Raw genomic sequence first — 18,102 nt, forward strand, 5'->3', positions numbered from 1 at the left:
GCGGAGGCATCCCTCGCAAGGAGATCAGGCCACCGGACGTGCCCGTGCGCCGGTGGCCTGGCGCAGCGCCGCCGCCAGCCTGTCGCGTACGGCGGTCTGGGCGGCGATGCGCTGCTCCAGCACGGCGAGGCGCTCGGCGATGACCCGCAGGGCCTGGTCGGAGGGCGGCCCGGCGGTGACATCGCCGTCCAGGCAGGACAGGAACACCTGCACGTCGTCGAGGGTGAGGCCGGCGTCCAGGAGGCGGCGGATGTTGCGGATGCGGACGGTCGTCGCGGGATCGTAGAGCCGGTAGCCGTTCGCGGCACGCTCGGAGGTGATGAGCCCCGACTGCTCGTAGTGGCGCAGGGCGCGCGGTGTCGTGCCGGTCTCCTCGGCCAGCTCACCGATCCGCATACGGGGCTGTGGGAAGGGCTGTGACATGACGGCCAGTCTCATGTGACGACGGCTCCGCCGTCCACCGGCAGGACCACCCCGGTGATGAACGACGCCTGGGGCGAGGCGAGTTGGATGATCGACCAGGCGACGTCCTCGGGCCGGCCCACCCGGCCGAGTGGGGTGTGGTCGAGCTGCCACTTACGGATCGCGGCACGCTGCTCGGGCGTGTAGCCGGAGTGGTCCGCGATCGGGGTCTCGATGGCGCCGGGGGCCACGGCGGCGACGCGGATGCCGTGCGGGGCCAGCTCCACCGCCCAGCTGCGGGTGAGTGCGTCCAGGGCCGTCTTACCCGCCGCGTACAGGGAGTTTCCGGGCCAGCCGCGCTGGCCGACCGACGTCGTCACGTTCACGATGACACCGCGGCTCTCCTCCAGTGCTGGGAGCGCGGCCTGGGTGAGCAGCACGGGTGCGACCAGGTTGGTCGCGAGCTGGGCGTGCGCCGACCCGCGCGTGTACGTGCGCAGGGACTCGGTGGTGACGATCGCGGCGTTGTTGACCAGGACGTCGAGACGGCCGTACCTCTCCCGCGCCGCACGGACGATCGCCTCGGGGCCGTCCTCGGCCGTGATGTCCATGGCGAGCGGAGTGATGCGGGCTTCGTCGTACGCGGCGGTCTCCGCGAGCGGCGCCTCGCGTCGGCCCACGGCGACGACGTGCGCGCCCCGCGCGGCGAAGGCGCGGGCGGTGGCCCGGCCGATTCCGGTGCCGGCGCCGGTGACGAGGACGGTTCGAGGCGGATTGGGGTTGCCGTTGGGGTTGCTCGGCGGCGTGTTGGTGTCCATGGGGGCGATGGTCGAACCCTGCCGCCGGTGTCAAGGTCAAGCGCAACCGCTCAACGACGTCAGCGGGCGCGGAACAGTGTGGCCGCCAGGGTCCGGAACACCTCCTCGGGGTTCTGGTCGTCCACTGCGGCGTCCAGGTTGTGGCCGAGGAGGAGCGTGGCGAAACCGTGCGCCAGGGACCAGGCGGCGACCCCGGCGAGGCGGGTGTCGATCCCGTAGTCCTCGGGTTGTACGGCGGAGACCGCGTGGCGCAGGGCGTCGGCGGCCAGAGCGCGGGCCGCGGCGAGTTCGAGGTCCTCGGCGCGCAGCAGCTCGGGCGCGAACATCACCGGGAAGTGCGCCGGGTGCTCGCGGGCGAAGCGTACGTAGCGCACGCCCGCGTCCTTCAGGTCCGCCGCGTCCGCCAGTGTGGCCGCGAGCAGTCCGAAGCCCTCGGCGGCGATGGCCGTGAGCAGCCCGGTGCGGTCCTTGAAGTGGTGGGCGGGCGCCGCGTGTGAGACTCCGGCGCGGCGGGCGAGGTCGCGCAGGCTCAGCGCGGAGGGGCCGTCGGCGGCGATGACGTCGAGTGCGGCGGTGAGGATGGCGCGCCGCAGGTCGCCGTGGTGGTAGGGGCGGCTGCCGGGCTTCGTTTCCGTGGGGGCCATGGCAAGCAGCGTACGCCGCATCTAGGCGTTGACAAGTTGAGGGCGGTTCGGGCAATCTTGTCAGTGGCAAGTTATGGGGGCGGGAATCGGCCCTGTGGGGAACACGGCGAGGAGGCGCGTCATGTCGGAGTACGGCAGTGAGGCCGCGGGGACGGTGTCCCTGGACGGCGGCGGTGTGGAACTCTCCCGTGTGCGTCAGCTCTGGCACCTGCTTGAGCCTCTGCACGCGGTGCTGTACTACGCGCCGGAGGTCTTCGAAGAGGCGGCGGCTCTGGGGTACGAGGTCCACGAGCGTTGGCCGACCTACTTCCCTTACCGCGCTGGCCCGTTGGGTGCCGTGGGCGGCGAACGCGTGTCGTCCGCCTTCTACAGCTTCAGCCCGCGCATGGTCACCGAGCACATGGCTCCCGCCTGGGACATCGCGAGCCCCGAGGTGATGCTGGCGGCGAGGAGACGCGGCATCGACCGGGCCTACCGCGCCATGTTCGGCGACCGTGCGGACAGTCCCGAACTGGCCGAGGCGGCGGCCCTGGCCCGACGTGCGGCCGAGTCGGCGAACACCGCGGGCCGCCCCCTGGCAGCGGCCAACGCCGCGTTGGAATGGCCCGAGGCTCCGCACCTCCAGCTCTGGCAGGCGGCGACGATCCTGCGGGAACACCGTGGCGACGGCCATGTCGCCGCCCTGCTGGTGGCGGGCCTGGACCCGGTGGAGTCACTGGTGTCCTTCGCCGCTATAGGTGCCGCCAGTGCCGAGCGCTTCGAGAGCCGGGGCTGGAGTGCCGCCGAATGGACGGCCGCCCGGGAGCGCCTGTCAGTGCGCGGCCTCGTCGATGCGGACGGCACGGCCACGGACGCGGGCCGCGCACTGCGTCACCGCGTCGAGCAGGACACCGACCGGCTCGCCGCCGCACCCTGGCGGGCCCTCGGTTCGGACGACACGGCCCGGCTCGCCGACCTGCTGGGCGAGTTCTGGGTCGCCGTCCTGTCCTCGGGGCTGCTGCCCTCGGAGACGACTCTGGGAATCGGGAAAACGTGAGCGTCGAAGCCGCCCGCGGGAGGTGAGCCTCCGCGGGCGGCATTCCATCCGCTCGACGGCATGGTGGGTGAGCGAAGTGAACCGGTCAGCCGCCGTCTCCGGCGCGGACAGTCGCCATGGCCCCCGTGAGTCTCCCGGTCCCTAAGGCTGCTCGGGCCTGTCGCGATCCATGCCTGCCTGGTCCTCGATGCGCTGCTGCGCGTCGTCGACCTGGCGCTCGTACTTGTTGCCCGTCTTCTCGTTGGCCTTGCGTTCCGCGGCGTCGGACATGTCCTTGCCCTTGCTGCCCTTCGCCTGGCTCTTGAATCTGTCGAAGATGCCCATCCGGAGCTCCTTCCGGAGACGACTCGCACTCGACGATACGCCCGACACCTGAGGAATGCCCATTTAGGCCCGGTATGGTCTGGACCTCTTGGCCACTACCGTGAATCCCCGACAACCGCCCGTGCGGAGGCGGAACCGGAAGGCAGGGGAGGGGCGCAGCATGATGCGTCTGAGGGGCGGGCCGCGTTCCGCCGTCATGACCGGACTGGCCGCGTGCGCCGCCGTGACGCTGGTCGCCGGATGCGAAGGCCTCGACACGAGTGGCTCCACACCGGAAAGCGGCGCGCCGGCACCCGCGCCGGACGGGCGATCCGTCAGCCCACTGAACAATCCGGACGGCACGAAGCCGGGCCTCGCACCCGTCACCAGCGACACCGACGAGGCCGCCGCCCGCAAACTCATCGAGAGCCTGCGCACCAAGGGCCGCGGCCCCAAGACGGGCTACGACCGGGACGAGTTCGGCTACGCCTGGATGGACACGGCCGACGGGGTGCCGCTGGCGAGGAACGGGTGTGACACCCGCAACGACCTGCTCAAACGCGACGGCCAAAGTCTGCGTTTCCGCTCCGGTTCCGACTGCGTGGTCGTCGCCATGACCCTGCACGACCCGTACACCGGCACGACCATCCAGTGGCGCAAGCAGAAGGCCACCGAGGTGCAGATAGACCACGTGGTGCCGCTCTCCTACAGCTGGCAGATGGGCTCCTCGCGCTGGTCGGAGGAGAAACGGAAACAACTGGCCAACGACCCGCTCAACCTCATCCCCGCCGAGGGCCGTGCGAACTCGTCCAAGGGTGACTCCGGCCCCGCGTCCTGGCTCCCGCCGAGCAAGCAGATCCGGTGCGCCTACGTCGTCCGCTTCGCGCAGGTCGCCGTCAAGTACGAGCTGCCGGTGACCGCCCCGGACCGGCAGATGATGCTGAAGCAGTGCGACGGGTGAGACGACGCCCGCGCGACCACGGGTGCGCGGGCTTCGGCGGCCGGCCTGCCGCCCGGCCGGTGACGCTCACCGCAGGCCGGGCAGCCGCCGCAGCTCACCGACCCGCAACAGACGGGCCAGACCGAGGTAGGCCAGTGCCATGGTGACCGTCCCCGCCACGAGGGCGAGCGCGGTGGACCAGGTGCCCGGGTCGGTGAAGCCGGCACAGGCGTGCGCGGCGGCCCAGCCCAGCACGGCGGCGAGACCGGCGGCGCACAGCAGCTTCGCGTAGGTGCGACGCAGGGCCCCGTCGTCGAGACGGCCACCGACCTTCCGGCGCAACAGCCGTGCCGTCAGGGCGAGCCCGGCGAAATACGACAGCGTGTAGGCACCGGCCATACCGGTCACCGCCCACCGCACGGGCAACACCACCTGGCACACCGTGGCCAGAGCGATGTTCACCGCGGCGATCCAGCAGGCCATGAGGAACGGGGTGCGGGTGTCCTCGAAGGCGTAGAAACCGCGTAGCAACAGGTACTGCGCGGAGAACGGGATCAGACCGAGCCCGAAAGCCTGCAACATCTGCCCGAGCGGCTCGGCGCCGGCGGCGTCGGTGGCCCCGTGCGCGAACATCAGCGCGGCGAGCTGCGGCCCGAGCGCGACGAAGAGGAAAGCGGCGGGCACGATGACGACACCGCTCACCCGCAGGGCCCGCGAGAGATCCGCCCGCAGATCCCCGATCCGGCCCTCGGCCACGGCACGGCTCATCCGAGGCAGCAGCGCGGTCACCAGGGAGACGGTGACTATGGACTGGGGAAGCATCCAGATGGTCTGCGCGTAGGTGTAGGCGCTGTAGCCGACGCCCGAGTTCGCCTGTTCCTGGTCGGCGCTGCCCGCGAAGTTGGTGACGACCGTCAGGGAGACCTGGTTGGCCAGCACGAACAACAAGGTCCACTTGGCCGCGTGGATGCCCGAGCCGAGTCCGGTGCCACGCCAGTCGAACCGTGGCCGGAACCGGAACCCTGCGGCCCGGGCGAACGGGATCAATGCCAGGGCCTGTACGGCGATACCGGCGGTGGTCCCGATTCCGAGCAGCCGCACCTGCCCCGCGGTGACGTCCTCCACCCCGTCCGGGACACTCGTCAGCCCCAGATAGGCGGCGAACATGCCGACCAGTACGACGTTGTTGAGGACCGGCGTCCACATCATCGCCCCGAACTTCTCTCGGGCGTTCAGGACTTGGCCGAAGATGGCGAACACGCCGTAGAAGAAGATCTGCGGCAGCAGGAACCGGGCGAAGACCACCGTCAGCGCGAAGGACTGGTGGGTGTCGGGTGTGTCCCGGACGTACACAGTGACGATCTGCGGCGCCGCCCACACCGCCAGCGCGGTCCCGACCCCGAGCACGGTCAGGACGAGCGTCACCAGGCGCTGTTCGTAGGCCCGCCCGCCGTCCGGGTGCGTGGCGCGGGCCCGTACCAGCTGCGGTACGAGGACCGCGTTCAGCGCTCCGCCGATGAGCAGCGTGTAGAGGCTGGTCGGCACGGTGTTCGCGGTGTTGTACGTGGTCGCCAGCAGACCGGTGCCGAGCGCCGCCGCCTGGAGCACCGTACGGATCAGTCCCGTCGCCCGCGACACGACGGTGCCCGCCGCCATGAGCAACGAGGACCGGGCCAGTCCCGCCGACTTCGACGCCGACGCAGACTCCGACTCAGTGGTGGTCCCCGACGCGGCGTCGGATAAGGCCTCCGTCGTGACGTTCCCGGTTGTCCTGCCCGGTGTGTTCCCCGTGGTCCTCGCCCCCTCCAGCATGCCGCCAACCTACGCCGACACGATCTACGGACACCAACCAGCCGCAGACAAAGGGACGTTGGGGTCAGGGCGCGCGAAATCCGATGTCCCCTCCCGCGCCCCCCGGCCTACGGTGACCGTATGGAACTGAAGGTGTCGAGCCTCGCCGAGCGCCCGGACATGTACGAGCGGGTCAACGCGATGGCCAGCAGCTGGCCCGAGTTCGTGAGCCAGGACGCCGTGGCCGACTCCCACTTCGGGCGGATCGCCACCGAACTCCCGCAGCACGTGCTGTTCGCGGAGGACGAGCGCGGCGAGGTCGTGGCGCAGGCCCACAGCGTGCCGTTCGCCCTCGATGTCGAGGGCCGCCGCGAACTGCCCGCCCGAGGCTGGGACCAGGTGCTCCTGTGGGCCTTCGCTGACCTGCGCCGCGGCGTGCGGCCCGACACGGTCAGCGCGATCTCCATCGCCGTCACTCCGGGCCTCCAAGGTCGCGGACTGTCCGGACGCATGCTGTCGGCGATGCGCGACAGCGCCCGGGCCCTGGGCTTCCACGAGGTCGTCGCCCCGGTCCGCCCCAACGCCAAGCACCTGGAACCGCACACTCCGATCGAGGAGTACGCCCACCGGGTGCGCCCCGACGGGCTCCCGCACGACCCGTGGCTACGCGTCCACGCCCGGGCCGGTGCCACCGTCGAGTCTGTGGCACCGGCCTCCATGACGGTGTCCGGCTCGCTGGAACAGTGGCGCCGCTGGACCGGGCTCGCCTTCGACAGGGCGGGCGACATCGAGGTGCCCGGGGCGCTGGTGCCGGTGCGGTGCGAGCCGGAGCGGGGCTACGCCGTCTATGTCGAGCCGAATGTGTGGATGCGGCACACCTTGTGAATAGCAACTGACTAAGCGTCAACCAAAGGCCAAGGCCCACATCCTGGGCACCGGCAAAGAATCTTCCAAATCGCAAAGGTGCAGACGGGCTGAAAAGCGGTCAGGTTCGGTGAGGAGTGGTCAAGAACTGCACAAGTCCGCCTCCACGGTGCATTCATACAATCTTCACAGATGGCAAGATCGGCAGGCTTCTTTGTCGATTTCTCTTCATCTGGAGACCAAGCCGTGCTGCCCCACCGGCCGCTCAATCGCGCGCGCTCCGTACGCCGTCCCCACCGCACCCGCCGCGCGCTGCGCGGAGTCGCCGCGCTCGTGCTCACCACCCTCGTCCTGATGCTGACGACCGATCAGGCCGTCGCCGAGGGAAGGCAGCTGGGCCGCGTCGAGCTGCCGAGCATGAGCCTGTCCTCGCTGGCGTCGTGGTTCACCGATCCGCACTGGGGCAAGCTGCCCCACCAGCAGTCCGGCATGGCCGCCGGCCACCGCCACCAGGTGCCCGCCTCAGCGACCGCGGCCCACCGCGGCAAGGGCCACGCCCCCGGCAAGGGCAAGGGTGAACTGCCCGGGTACCACGCGCACAAGGCCACCGTGCACAAGGGGCGCAGCGCCGTCGCCGCCCGCTTCAACGCCAAGACCAGCAAGCGCAGCGCCGCCAAGTCCGCGCGCAACGAGACCGTCTACGACAACGCCGACGGCTCCGTCACCCGCCGAATATCCCCGACCCCCGTCAACTACCAGGTCGGCGACGGACGATGGGCGCCGATCGACGTCGACGTGCGGGCGGGTCCGGACGGGCGCTGGCACGAGAAGGCCAACTCCCTCGCCGTCGACTTCGCCGCCGACGCCACCGATCCCCTCCTCGCTTCCCTCACCTCTGACGAGAAGCACCGCGTCGCCTACGCCCTGCAGGGCGCCGCCCCCGTCCAGGGCACCGCTGACGGCTCGACCGTCACGTACGCGAACGTCCTCGACGACACCGACCTCGCGGTCGCCCCCACCGCGACCGGCGTCAAGGAGTCCGTCGTCCTGCACTCCGCGGACGCCGGCAACACCTGGACCTTCCCCCTCAGCCTCAAGGGCCTCACGCCCGTCCAGCGCGACACCGGCTGGATCGACCTGCGGGACTCGGCCGGCAAGACCGTCGAGCGCATCCCTCCGGCGTACGCGTACGACTCGAAGGTGAACCGCCGCTCCGGTGACCCGGCCACCACCCACGACGTCACCACGGAACTGGTCCGCACCGAGGACGGCTACGCGCTGCGGGTGACCCTGGACAGCGCCTGGCTGCACAGCGACGAGCGGGTGTTCCCGGTCACCGTCGACCCGACCGTCCAGGACGGCTGGACCACCACCTACGCGGAGTCCGGGACCGGCAACAACATCGACCACTCCTACGAGCAGACCGTCAAGGTCGGCTCCTACGACTCCGGCACCCACGCGGCGAACAGCTTCGTCAACCACTGGGACACCGCCTGGGACGGCAGCAAGGCCACCGTCACCTCCGCGTCCCTGCACCTGTTCGACACCTGGGCCGCCACCTGCACCCCCGAGCGGTTCGACGTGGCCCTGGTGACCAGCGCCTGGACCCCGGAGTCCGTCACCAGCTACCCGGGCCCCGCCAAGGGCTCCTCCATCGGCAACGCCACCCCGAGCGTGCCCAACGCCTGCGCCAACACCGGCGCCGACCGCAGCGTCGGCGACTGGGTGACCGTCCCGCTGTCGACGTCCGCGATCCAGGGCTGGTTCAGCGGCGCGAGCGCCGACAACGGACTTGCGGTGTACGCCTCGACCACCGACGCCCTGCACTGGAAGCAGTTCGGCTCCTTCAACGACCCGAACAAGGGCCCGTGGATCGAGGTCACCTACACCGGCAACACCGCCCCGCAGCTGTACGAGCAGTTCCCCGCCGACAACGCCGTGGTGGGCACCACCACACCGGAGTTCACGGCCTGGGCGGGCGGCGCCAACTCCACCAGCGGCAGCGGCAACCAGTACCTGTTCCGGGTCTACGACGCGAGCGGCACCAAGGTCGCCGACTCCGGCCTGGTCTCCACCGGCGACTGGATCGCGCCCGCCGGCAAGCTCGCCTGGGGCAAGTCCTACTCCTGGACCGTCCAGGCGTACGACTCCGCCACCAACCTGTACTCGCCGGCCACGCCGTACGAGCTGTCCGTGCAGGTCCCGCAGACCGTGATCACCTCCGGCCTGTCGCAGAACAGCAGCGACCACGGCTTCGACGCGGCCATCGGCAACTACACGACCTCCGACACCGACGCCTCGATCTCCACCGTCGGCCCGTCGCTGGACGTCGACCGCGACTACAACTCCCGCGACCCGCGCTGGACGGGCGCCTTCGGCTCCGGCTGGTCCAGCATCTTCGACTCCAGGGCCACCGAGCAGTACACCGCCTCCGGCGCGGTCGCCAGCGTCCAGGTCACCTACCCCGACGGCTCGCAGGTCGGCTACGGCAAGAACGGCGACGGTTCCTTCACCTCCGGCAACGGACGCTTCGCCACCTTCAAGACGGTCACCGGCGGCTACACGCTGACCGACAAGGACGACACCGTCTACACGTTCACCCAGTCCCTGGGCTCCGGCGGGTACGGCCTGACCGCGGTCACCGACGCCAACGGCCGCTCGGTGAACCTCACCTGGAGCGGCGGCCACGTCACCAAGATGGCCTCCGCGGTCTCCGGGCGCTCCCTGAACCTGACCTGGAACACCCCCTCCGGCGCGCTGGCCGCGCACGTGGCGACCGTGTCCACCGACCCGGTCACGCCGGGCGACACCGCGACCGTGCAGACGTGGACCTACGGCTACACCGGCGACCAGCTGACCAAGGTGTGCTCGCCGGTGTCCACCACCAAGTGCACCACGTACGGCTACACCACCGGCTCCGGCTACCAGAACGCGGCCCTCGACCTCGACCCGCACACCTTCTGGCCGCTGTCGGAGGCCTCCGGCACCACCGCCAAGGACGCGGTCCTCGGCAACGAGGGCACCACCAACGCGACGTACGAGAACGTCACCCTCGGCCAGAGCGGCCCCCTGACCGGATCCTCCGCGAAGGCGGCCGGCTTCAACGGCACCTCCTCGGACATCGCGCTGCCGAAGGACCTCGGCAACGACACCGACTCGGGCGCGATCTCGCTGTGGTTCAAGACCTCGGCGGGCCCGGGCGTGCTCTACTCGTACGCCTCCCAGCCGATCGGCTCCGGGCAGGCGGCCGGCTTCTACACGCCGTCCGTCTACGTCGGCACCGACGGCAAGCTGAACGCCGAGTTCTGGTACAGCGGCGGCGTCAACCCGATCGTGTCCTCGGCGTCCGTGGCCGACGGCAAATGGCACCACGTGGTGCTGTCCGCGGCCGGCAACTCGCAGACCCTGTACCTGGACAGCGCCAAGGTCGGCTCGCGCACCGGCACCATCTCCATCCAGAGCGCGGTCGCCTTCGGCAAGAACCAGTCCTTCAACTACCTCGGCACCGGCTTCCTCGGCGACAACTGGCCCGACGAGCCGAACAGCGGGAAGGACGCCAAGGCCACCTACTTCAACGGCTCCATCGCGAACGCCGGCTGGTACAGCCGCCCGCTGGTCGCCGCCGACGTCAAGGCCCTCTACACCTACGGCACCCACAGCACCAGCCTGCTCACCTCCGTCACGCGGCCGTCCGGCAAGACGTACGCGACCATGTCGTACGACGCCAACACCACCGCGCTGACGCAGCTCACCGACGAGAACGGCGGCGTGTGGAAGATGGGCACGCCGTCCGTCGCCGGCTCCAGCGACACCTACCGCGGCGCGGTTCTCGGCCAGGCGCCCTCCGAGTACTTCCGGCTGAACGAGGCCGCGGGCGCGACCACGGCAGTCGACCAGGTGCGCGGCGGCAACGGTGGCTACAACGCGGTGACGCTCGGTACCGCCGGTCCCTTCAGCGACCAGAAGGCCGCCACCTTCGACGGCACCGCCTCCACGCTGACCCTGCCGAACGGCTCGGTGCCCGGCTCGGGCGCGGAGTCGACGAGCATGTGGTTCAAGACCACGACCGCGAACGGCGTCCTGCTCGGCGCGAGCAAGGGCCCGCTGGCCGCGACCACCACGACGAGCTTCACCCCCATGGTGTACGTGGGCAGCAGCGGCAAACTCCACGGCGAGTACTACTTCTCCGGTGGATCCCCCAAGCCGCTCGTCTCCGCAACAGCCGTCACCGACGGCAAGTGGCACCACGTGGTGCTGTCGACCAGTGCCACCAGCCAGACGCTGTACCTCGACGGCACCCTGGTCGGCACGCAGACCGGCACCGCCGCGATGTCCGGGCAGCCGTACACCTACGTCGGCGCCGGGTTCAACGGCGGCAACTGGCCGGACGAGTCCCACACCAGCTCGACCAGCAGCACCGGCTACGCGAGCTACTTCAAGGGCTCCATCGCCGAGGTCGCCCTCTACCGCGCCCAGTTGTCCGCGGCGGACGTCGCCCAGCAGTACGAGGCCGCGAAGAACTCCACCGGCCTGCTGCCCGTGGAGACGGTCAAGGTCACCTCGCCGACCAACTCGACGCTGACGTACACCTATGACGTCACCAACGGCAACCGCGCGCTGACCCAGACCGACGGCCTCGGCCACAAGACCAGCTTCGGCTACGACTCCGCCGGTTTCGAGCACACGGTGACCGACCCCAACGGGGCGATGACCGTCACCGGTCACGACGTGCGCGGCAACGTGGTCTCCTCGACGTCCTGCCAGGACCAGGCCGCCAACAGGTGCAACACCGAGTACTACACGTACTACCCGGACGACACCACCGACCGGCTGACCACCGCCGACCCGCGCAACGACCAGCTGCTGACCGAGCGCGACGGCCGGTCGGCGTCGGCGACCGACACCACCTACCTGACGTCGTACACCTACGACACGGCGGGCAACCAGACGGCGATCACCGGCCCGGCCGTGCCCGGCTTCCCCGACGGCCGCACCACCACGACCGTCTACAGCGACGGCACCAGCACCTATCCGTCCGCCGACGGCGGCGTGGTGCCCAAGGGCCTGCCGGTGAAGACGGTCAGCCCGGGCGGCGCGGTCAACCAGGTGTCGTACTTCAAGAACGGCGACGTGGCCGGCACCACCGACGCCGTCGGGCTGAAGGCCTCGTACACCTACGACGGTCTCGGCCAGGTCCTCAGCCAGAAGGTGGTCTCCGACACCTACCCGGGCGGCCTGGTGACGGCGTACACCTACGACGCCGCAGGTCAGGTCGTGGCGGAGCACGACCCGCAGCTCACCGACCGCGTCACCGGCGCCACCCACGCCGCCGTCACCACCTCGGTCTACGACGAGGACGGCAACGTCACCTCGCAGACCGTGTCCGACGCGAGCGGCGGCGACCAGGCCCGCACCCAGACGTGGAGCTACGACCCCTACGACCGCGTGCTGACGGAGTCGGACGCCAACGCGGCCGAGGACGCCCCGGCCGGCAACACGACGACGTACTCCTACGACACCTCCGGCAACAAGACCAAGGAGGTCACCAGCGCCGGCAACGAGACCCGGTACACCTACGACGACAACGGCAACCTGCTCACGCAGGGCCTGATGTACACCGGTGACCCGGTCAGCCCGCAGGCGGCGACCCTGCTGACCGAGTCCTCCCGGGCCTACGACCCGGCCGGACGGCTGGCGTCGGTCACCGACGCCATGGGCAACACCACGTCGTACACCTACACCGACGACGGTCTGACCGCGACGGTGAAGCGGTCCAGTGCCGACGGCAAGAGCACCTATGTGCTGGAGTCGGACACCTACGACGCGGCCGGCAACCTGCAGCAGTCCACCACCGACAACGGCGAGACGGTCACCAAGTACAAGGTCGACGCGGCCTCCCGCACCACCTCCACCGAACTCGACCCGACCGGCGTGGACCGCGTGACCGCGGTGTCGTACACCCCGGACGACCAGGTCGCCTCCGAGAACGAGCACGACGCCTCCGGCTACGACCGCACCACCACCAACACCTACGACGACATGGGCAACCTGCTCAGCGAGACGCTGTACGGGGACGCCTCAGGTCACCCGGCGGGCTGGTGGAAGCTGAACCAGGACTCCGGCAGGTCGGTCACGGACTCCTCCGGTACCGGCAGCACCGCGACCGCGGGCCCCGGCGTGACCTGGACGGGCGACGCGGCCAAGTTCGCCGGATCCAGCACCGGCACCGGTGACGTCGTCGCCACCGACAGCCCGGTCCTGGACACCAGCGCCTCCTACACCGTCTCGGCGTGGGTGAACCTCGCCGACACCTCCACCTACCGCACGTTCGTGGCGCAGGGCGGCAGCACGAGATCGTCGTTCTACCTGCAGTACTCGTCCAGCACGGGCGTCTACCGCTTCATCTCCCCCAGCGGGGACGTCGCCTCCCCGACCTACGCCTCCGCCTCCGCGTCCGCGGCGCCCACGCTGAACACGTGGACGCACCTGGTGGGCGTCTTCGACGCCACCAACGGGGCGATGAAGCTGTACGTCGACGGCGCGCAGGCCGGCACGGCCACCAACGCCACGCCGTGGACGGGCTCCGGGCCGCTGTCGATCGGCGGCGCGCAGCAGGCCGACGGCACGGTCGGCAACGTCGTCGCCGGATCGGTCGGCAACGTCCAGACCTACCAGCGGGCCCTGTCGACCTCCGAGATCTCCTCGCTGTACGGCAAGGGCCGCAGTGGCGGCACGGTGGGTTCCTCCACCGAACAGACGACGAAGTACACCTACGACAAGCGCGGCCTGCCCACGTCCATGACGGACGCCGAGCAGCACACCACCGAGTACGCCTACGACGAGGCGGGCAACCTCGCGGTCACCACCGCGCCCGCCGTCCAGGCCGAAGCGGACGGCACGACCGCCGCCACCGTGCGCCCGGTCACCACCAGCGGTTTCAACACCTTCGGCGAGGCCGTCGAGGAGCAGGACCCGAGCGGCCCGGTCACCACGACGGTGTACGACGCCGAGGGCGACAAGGTCTCCGAGACCCTGCCGCCGTACACCCCGGCGGGCGCCTCCGCACCCGACGCGGGCACCACCGTGTGGACGTACGACAGCGAGGGCAATCAGACCTCGGTCACCACGCCGGGCGGCCGGACCACCTCGTACCTGTACGACCAGATGGGCAACGTCGCGCAGATCACCGCGCCCGACGGCACCAAGACGCACGCCGTCTACGACGCCAACGGCGAGACGCTGTCCTCCACGGACGCCACCGGCGCGCAGGCGCAGGCGACGTACGACTACCTGGGCCGCCAGCTGACACAGACGACCCTGGAGCGCTACCCGTCGACGAGGACGCTGACGGCGACCACCTCCTACGCGGTGACCACCGGCAACCCGTACGGCGCGCACGCCGCGTCGAGCACCTCGCCGGGCGGGGTGACGACGACGTACGGCTACAACCGGGCCGGCGACGTCACCTCGGTCACCGACGGGGCGGGCAACACCACCGGCTACACCTACGACTTCCAGGGCAACCCGCAGAAGACCACCCTGGCGGACGGCACCGCGACGCAGACCGACTACAACGCCTCCGGCGACCCGGCCGCCACCCGCGGCTACGACGTGTTCGGCAACAAGCTGTGGGAGACCTCGCAGAGTTACGACGGCGTCGGCAACCTCACCGCCGCCACCGACGCGAACGGTCACACCAGCCGCTTCACCTACGACGCGGCCGGCACCGTCACGCAGGAGATCCAGCCGGTCGACGCCACCACGTCGATCACCACGAGCTTCGGCTACGACGCGGCCGGCAACCGCACCCGCTTCACCGACGGCCGCGGCAACTCCTGGCGGTACACGTACACGCCATGGGGGCAGCAGGAGAAGCTCATCGAGCCGACCACCGCGAGGTACACCTCCGCGGCCGACTCGACCACGACCTTCGCCTATGACGCCGACGGGCAGATGACGTCGGCGACCCTGCCGGGCGGCGTCACGACGGCGCTGACCTATGACGTGAACGGTCAGCTGAAGTCGATGTCCGGCGCGGACGCCGACGCGGCGACGGCCAGGCGCAGCTTCGACTACGACGCCGACGGCCGGGTGCTGTCCGCGGACACCGACCAGGCGGGCACCACGGGCGAGGCGGACCACCAGAGCGCCACGCACGACGCGTTCACCTACGACGACCGCGGCGACGTGCTCACCACCTCGGGCTCGGCGGGTTCCTCCAGCTTCGCCTACAACGACGACGGCGCGATGACCTCCCGCACCGACGCCGCGGGCCGGACGGCCTACGGCTACGACACGGCCGGCCGCCTGTCGTCCCTGGACGACGCGGCGACCGGCACCCAACTGACGTACGGCTACGACCAGTTGAACGCGCTCAAGACCGTCAAGTACGGCTCGACCGGCCAGACCCGCACCTTCGGCTACAACAGCTCCCACGAGCTGACCAGCGACGTGCTGACGCAGGGCGCCTCGACCCTGGCGAGCTTCACCTACGGCTACGACAAGATCGGCAACCTGACGTCGAAGAAGACGACGGGCGTGTCGGGCGCGTCGGACAACACCTACACCTACGACTGGGCCAACCGCCTCACGTCCTGGAACGACGGCACCAAGACCACGGCGTACGGCTACGACGCCTCCGGCAACCGGGTCCGCAGCGGGGCGGACGTCTACACCTACGACGAGCGCGACGAGCTGACCTCGGACGGCACGCACTCCTACAGCTACTCGGCGCGCGGCACGATGACGCAGGAGACGTCGACCGGCGGCGGCACGGTGTCGTACCGGACGGACGGCTTCGGCGCCCAGATCGTGGCGGGCGACCAGTCCTACACGCTGGACGCCACCGGCCGGAACATCACCGACACCGACCACTCCGACAACTCCACGCGCACCTTCGCCTACTCGGGCGCGAGCAACACGATCGCGTCGGACGGCGACGCCACGTACTCCTACGACCCGGCGGGCGGCAGCGTCGGCATCAAGCCGGCCGGCGGCAGCGGGGTGCTGGCCCTGACCGACCAGCACAACGACGTGGTCGGCACGTTCACCTCCGGCGCGACGACGCTCACCGGTTCGGCGTCGTACGACCCGCTGGGCAAGGTGCTGTCCACCGCGTCACTGGCGGGCCACCTCGGCTTCCAGTCCGGCTGGACCGAACCCGGCACCGGCGACGTGGGCACGGCCTCACGCTGGTACGACCCGGACACCGGAGTCTTCCTCAACAAGGACAGCATCTCGCTGAACCCGGTGCCGAACTCCGTCTCGGCCAACCCGTTCGCCTACGTCGACGACAACCCCCTCGCCGGCACCGACGAGTCGGGCAACTGCTCCTGGTACGACGTGGTGTGCGGCACGAAGAAGGTCGCGCACAAGGTGCACCACGCGGTCAAGCACGCGGCGCACAAGGTCTACCACGCGGTCAAGCACGCGGCCCGCAAGGTCGTCCACGCCGTCAAGCACGCGGCCCGCAAGGTCGTGCACCACGTGCGGGACGTCTACCACGCCACGGTGCACGTGGTGCGCCGCGTCTACCACTACACGGCACGGCACGTCAGACGCGCGTATCACAGGGTCGTCCACGCCGTGCACAGCGCGTACCACAAGGTCTCCCATGCGGTGCACCGAGTGGTTCACACGGTGAAGAAGGCAGCGAAGAAGGTCACGCACGCCGTGAAGAAGGCGGCCCACGCGGTCGCCCACGCGACGAGGACCGCGTACCACGCCACCGTCAAGGCGGCGAAGACGACAGCGAAGTACGTCAAGCACCACGCGGCCGCGATCACGTCCTTCGTGGTCTCCACGGCGGTCTTCGCCGGCTGCGAGGCCCTGACGGGCGGCGTCGGCTCGATCGGCTGCGCGGCCGCGGCGGGCGCGGTCGGTTCCCTGGTGGAGCAGGGCTTCGCCTGCGCCGAGAACGGCGGCGACGACTGCGACGCGGGCGCCTTCGCGGGCGCGGCGGTGACCGGCGCGGTGGCCGGCGCGCTCGGCGGCGCCCTGGGCAAGATCGGCGGCAAGCTCCTGGCAAAGGCGGCCCCCAAGGCGATGAAGGTCGTCGGCGGGCTCTTCGGCAAGGGCGCGACGGGAGCGGAGGAGTCGGCGGCGACGGACGCCACCGAGGTGGCGGCGTCGCGGGCGGAGTCGGAGGGAGCCGGGACCCGGGCGCAGTCCCACTCGGACGACGCGGGCGGGGCCGGCGGGGAGTCGGGCCCGGGCTGCCGGGTCCCGACCATGCCGCACAGCTTCACCGGTTCGACGCGCGTGCTGATGTCCGACGGTTCGACGAAGGCGATCGACCGGGTGCGGGTGGGCGACACCATCGCCAACTCCGTACCGGGAGCTTCGGGTACCGAGGCGCACGAGGTCACGGACGTGATCGTGACGCGGACTGACCGGGACTTTGTGGATGTGTCGGTGACGGGGGCGACGGCTGCCGGGAAGGCGGCTGCTTCTGCGACCGAGGTGCCGAAGGCTGAGGCAAAGTCTGCGGCGAAGGCCGGGGCGAAGTCGCTGGCCAACAAGGTCGCCCGTAAGGCGGCGTTCGGCCTGGCGGCGTCGGCGGCGGTGCTGGGTGCCCTGTCGGGCGGCCACGGTCACGGCGACGCCCGGACGCCGGCGACGCAGCCGGTGGCGGCGGTCAGCACGGCGTCCGGAGCGACGGCACAGGCCGCCCACCTGACGACGACCTTCCACCACCCCTTCTACGACGAGACCCAGTCGGCTTTCGTCGAGGCCAAGGACCTCAAGCCCGGCGACGTCCTCCAGACCCCGACCGGCACGACCGAGGTCACGGACGTCCGCCTCTACCACGCGAACACCACGACGTACGACCTCACGATCGGCAGCCTCCATACGTACTATGTGCTGGCGGGGGCTACGCCGGTCCTGGTTCACAATTGCGGTGACGCTGACTATGGGCAGGTGCTTTCTGATGAACGGCGCACAGGAGTGACGGCCATCATCACCCCGGCGGATCTTGGTACGGGAAGCAAAGCTGGTCGCAGGATCATCCCTCCGGGATTTGTCAAGAACTCCCCCGGCCATACAAGAGGTCACCTCCTTCCGCAATCATTGGGTGGAGATGGCAAGGTGGCGGCCAATATCGTCAGGACAAATTCCAAGGTGGACAATGGGGCGATGTCTGCATTCGGCGACTCGATTGCCGCGCATGTATCGAATGGGAATGAGATCCTGTTTCAGGCGACGCCGAGATATCTACCAGGATCTAATGTTCCGTTCAGGGTCGATATAAGCGCGTTCGACGATAACGGTTGGTCCACTGCAGCTCAGTTTCTGGTCGGGTGA

Annotated in this window: 9 protein-coding genes; 4 read left to right on the forward strand and 5 right to left on the reverse strand. The window is 70.1% G+C overall.

Annotated features, from left to right (window positions below; all coding sequences use genetic code 11):
• Window positions 1-24: 24 nt before the first annotated feature.
• The 3 genes from ABZ027_RS26980 to ABZ027_RS26990 are packed head-to-tail and all read right to left on the reverse strand — an operon-like array spanning window position 25 to window position 1,864.
• Window positions 25-396, reverse strand: coding sequence for a MerR family transcriptional regulator (locus ABZ027_RS26980; protein ID WP_356772793.1), 372 nt, complete (start codon window positions 394-396; stop codon window positions 25-27).
• Window positions 397-434: 38 nt separating this feature from the next.
• Complete coding sequence (locus ABZ027_RS26985) at window positions 435-1,220, reverse strand: SDR family oxidoreductase (protein WP_356772716.1); 786 nt, start codon at window positions 1,218-1,220, stop codon at window positions 435-437.
• A gap of 59 nt (window positions 1,221-1,279) precedes the next feature.
• A complete protein-coding gene (locus ABZ027_RS26990) occupies window positions 1,280-1,864 on the reverse strand; it encodes a TetR/AcrR family transcriptional regulator (protein ID WP_356772718.1) in 585 nt (194 codons plus the stop codon).
• 121 nt (window positions 1,865-1,985) lie between these two features.
• Between ABZ027_RS26990 and ABZ027_RS26995 the strand changes: the two genes are divergently transcribed.
• On the forward strand, window positions 1,986-2,900 hold the full coding sequence (locus ABZ027_RS26995; RefSeq protein ID WP_356772720.1) for a hypothetical protein: 915 nt from the start codon (window positions 1,986-1,988) through the stop codon (window positions 2,898-2,900).
• Window positions 2,901-3,041: 141 nt separating this feature from the next.
• Here ABZ027_RS26995 and ABZ027_RS27000 read toward each other — a convergent pair whose 3' ends face one another.
• Entirely contained in the window at window positions 3,042-3,224 is a 183-nt protein-coding gene (locus ABZ027_RS27000) for an antitoxin (protein ID WP_356772722.1), read from the reverse strand.
• A gap of 160 nt (window positions 3,225-3,384) precedes the next feature.
• On the opposite strand from ABZ027_RS27000, the gene ABZ027_RS27005 reads away from it, so the two are divergent.
• Complete coding sequence (locus ABZ027_RS27005; protein WP_356772723.1) at window positions 3,385-4,164, forward strand: HNH endonuclease family protein; 780 nt, start codon at window positions 3,385-3,387, stop codon at window positions 4,162-4,164.
• A 66-nt stretch (window positions 4,165-4,230) separates the two neighbouring features.
• Here ABZ027_RS27005 and murJ read toward each other — a convergent pair whose 3' ends face one another.
• A complete protein-coding gene (murJ, locus tag ABZ027_RS27010; RefSeq protein ID WP_356772725.1) occupies window positions 4,231-5,799 on the reverse strand; it encodes a murein biosynthesis integral membrane protein MurJ in 1,569 nt (522 codons plus the stop codon).
• 276 nt (window positions 5,800-6,075) lie between these two features.
• On the opposite strand from murJ, the gene ABZ027_RS27015 reads away from it, so the two are divergent.
• Both ABZ027_RS27015 and ABZ027_RS27020 read left to right on the forward strand, forming a co-directional pair.
• Window positions 6,076-6,819, forward strand: a complete 744-nt coding sequence (locus tag ABZ027_RS27015; protein WP_356772727.1) for an N-acetyltransferase — start codon at window positions 6,076-6,078, stop codon at window positions 6,817-6,819.
• 225 nt (window positions 6,820-7,044) lie between these two features.
• Window positions 7,045-18,102, forward strand: coding sequence for a LamG-like jellyroll fold domain-containing protein (locus ABZ027_RS27020; protein ID WP_356772729.1), 11,058 nt, complete (start codon window positions 7,045-7,047; stop codon window positions 18,100-18,102).

This window comes from Streptomyces sp. NPDC006332 (genome assembly GCF_040612855.1).
Lineage (GTDB): Bacteria > Actinomycetota > Actinomycetes > Streptomycetales > Streptomycetaceae > Streptomyces.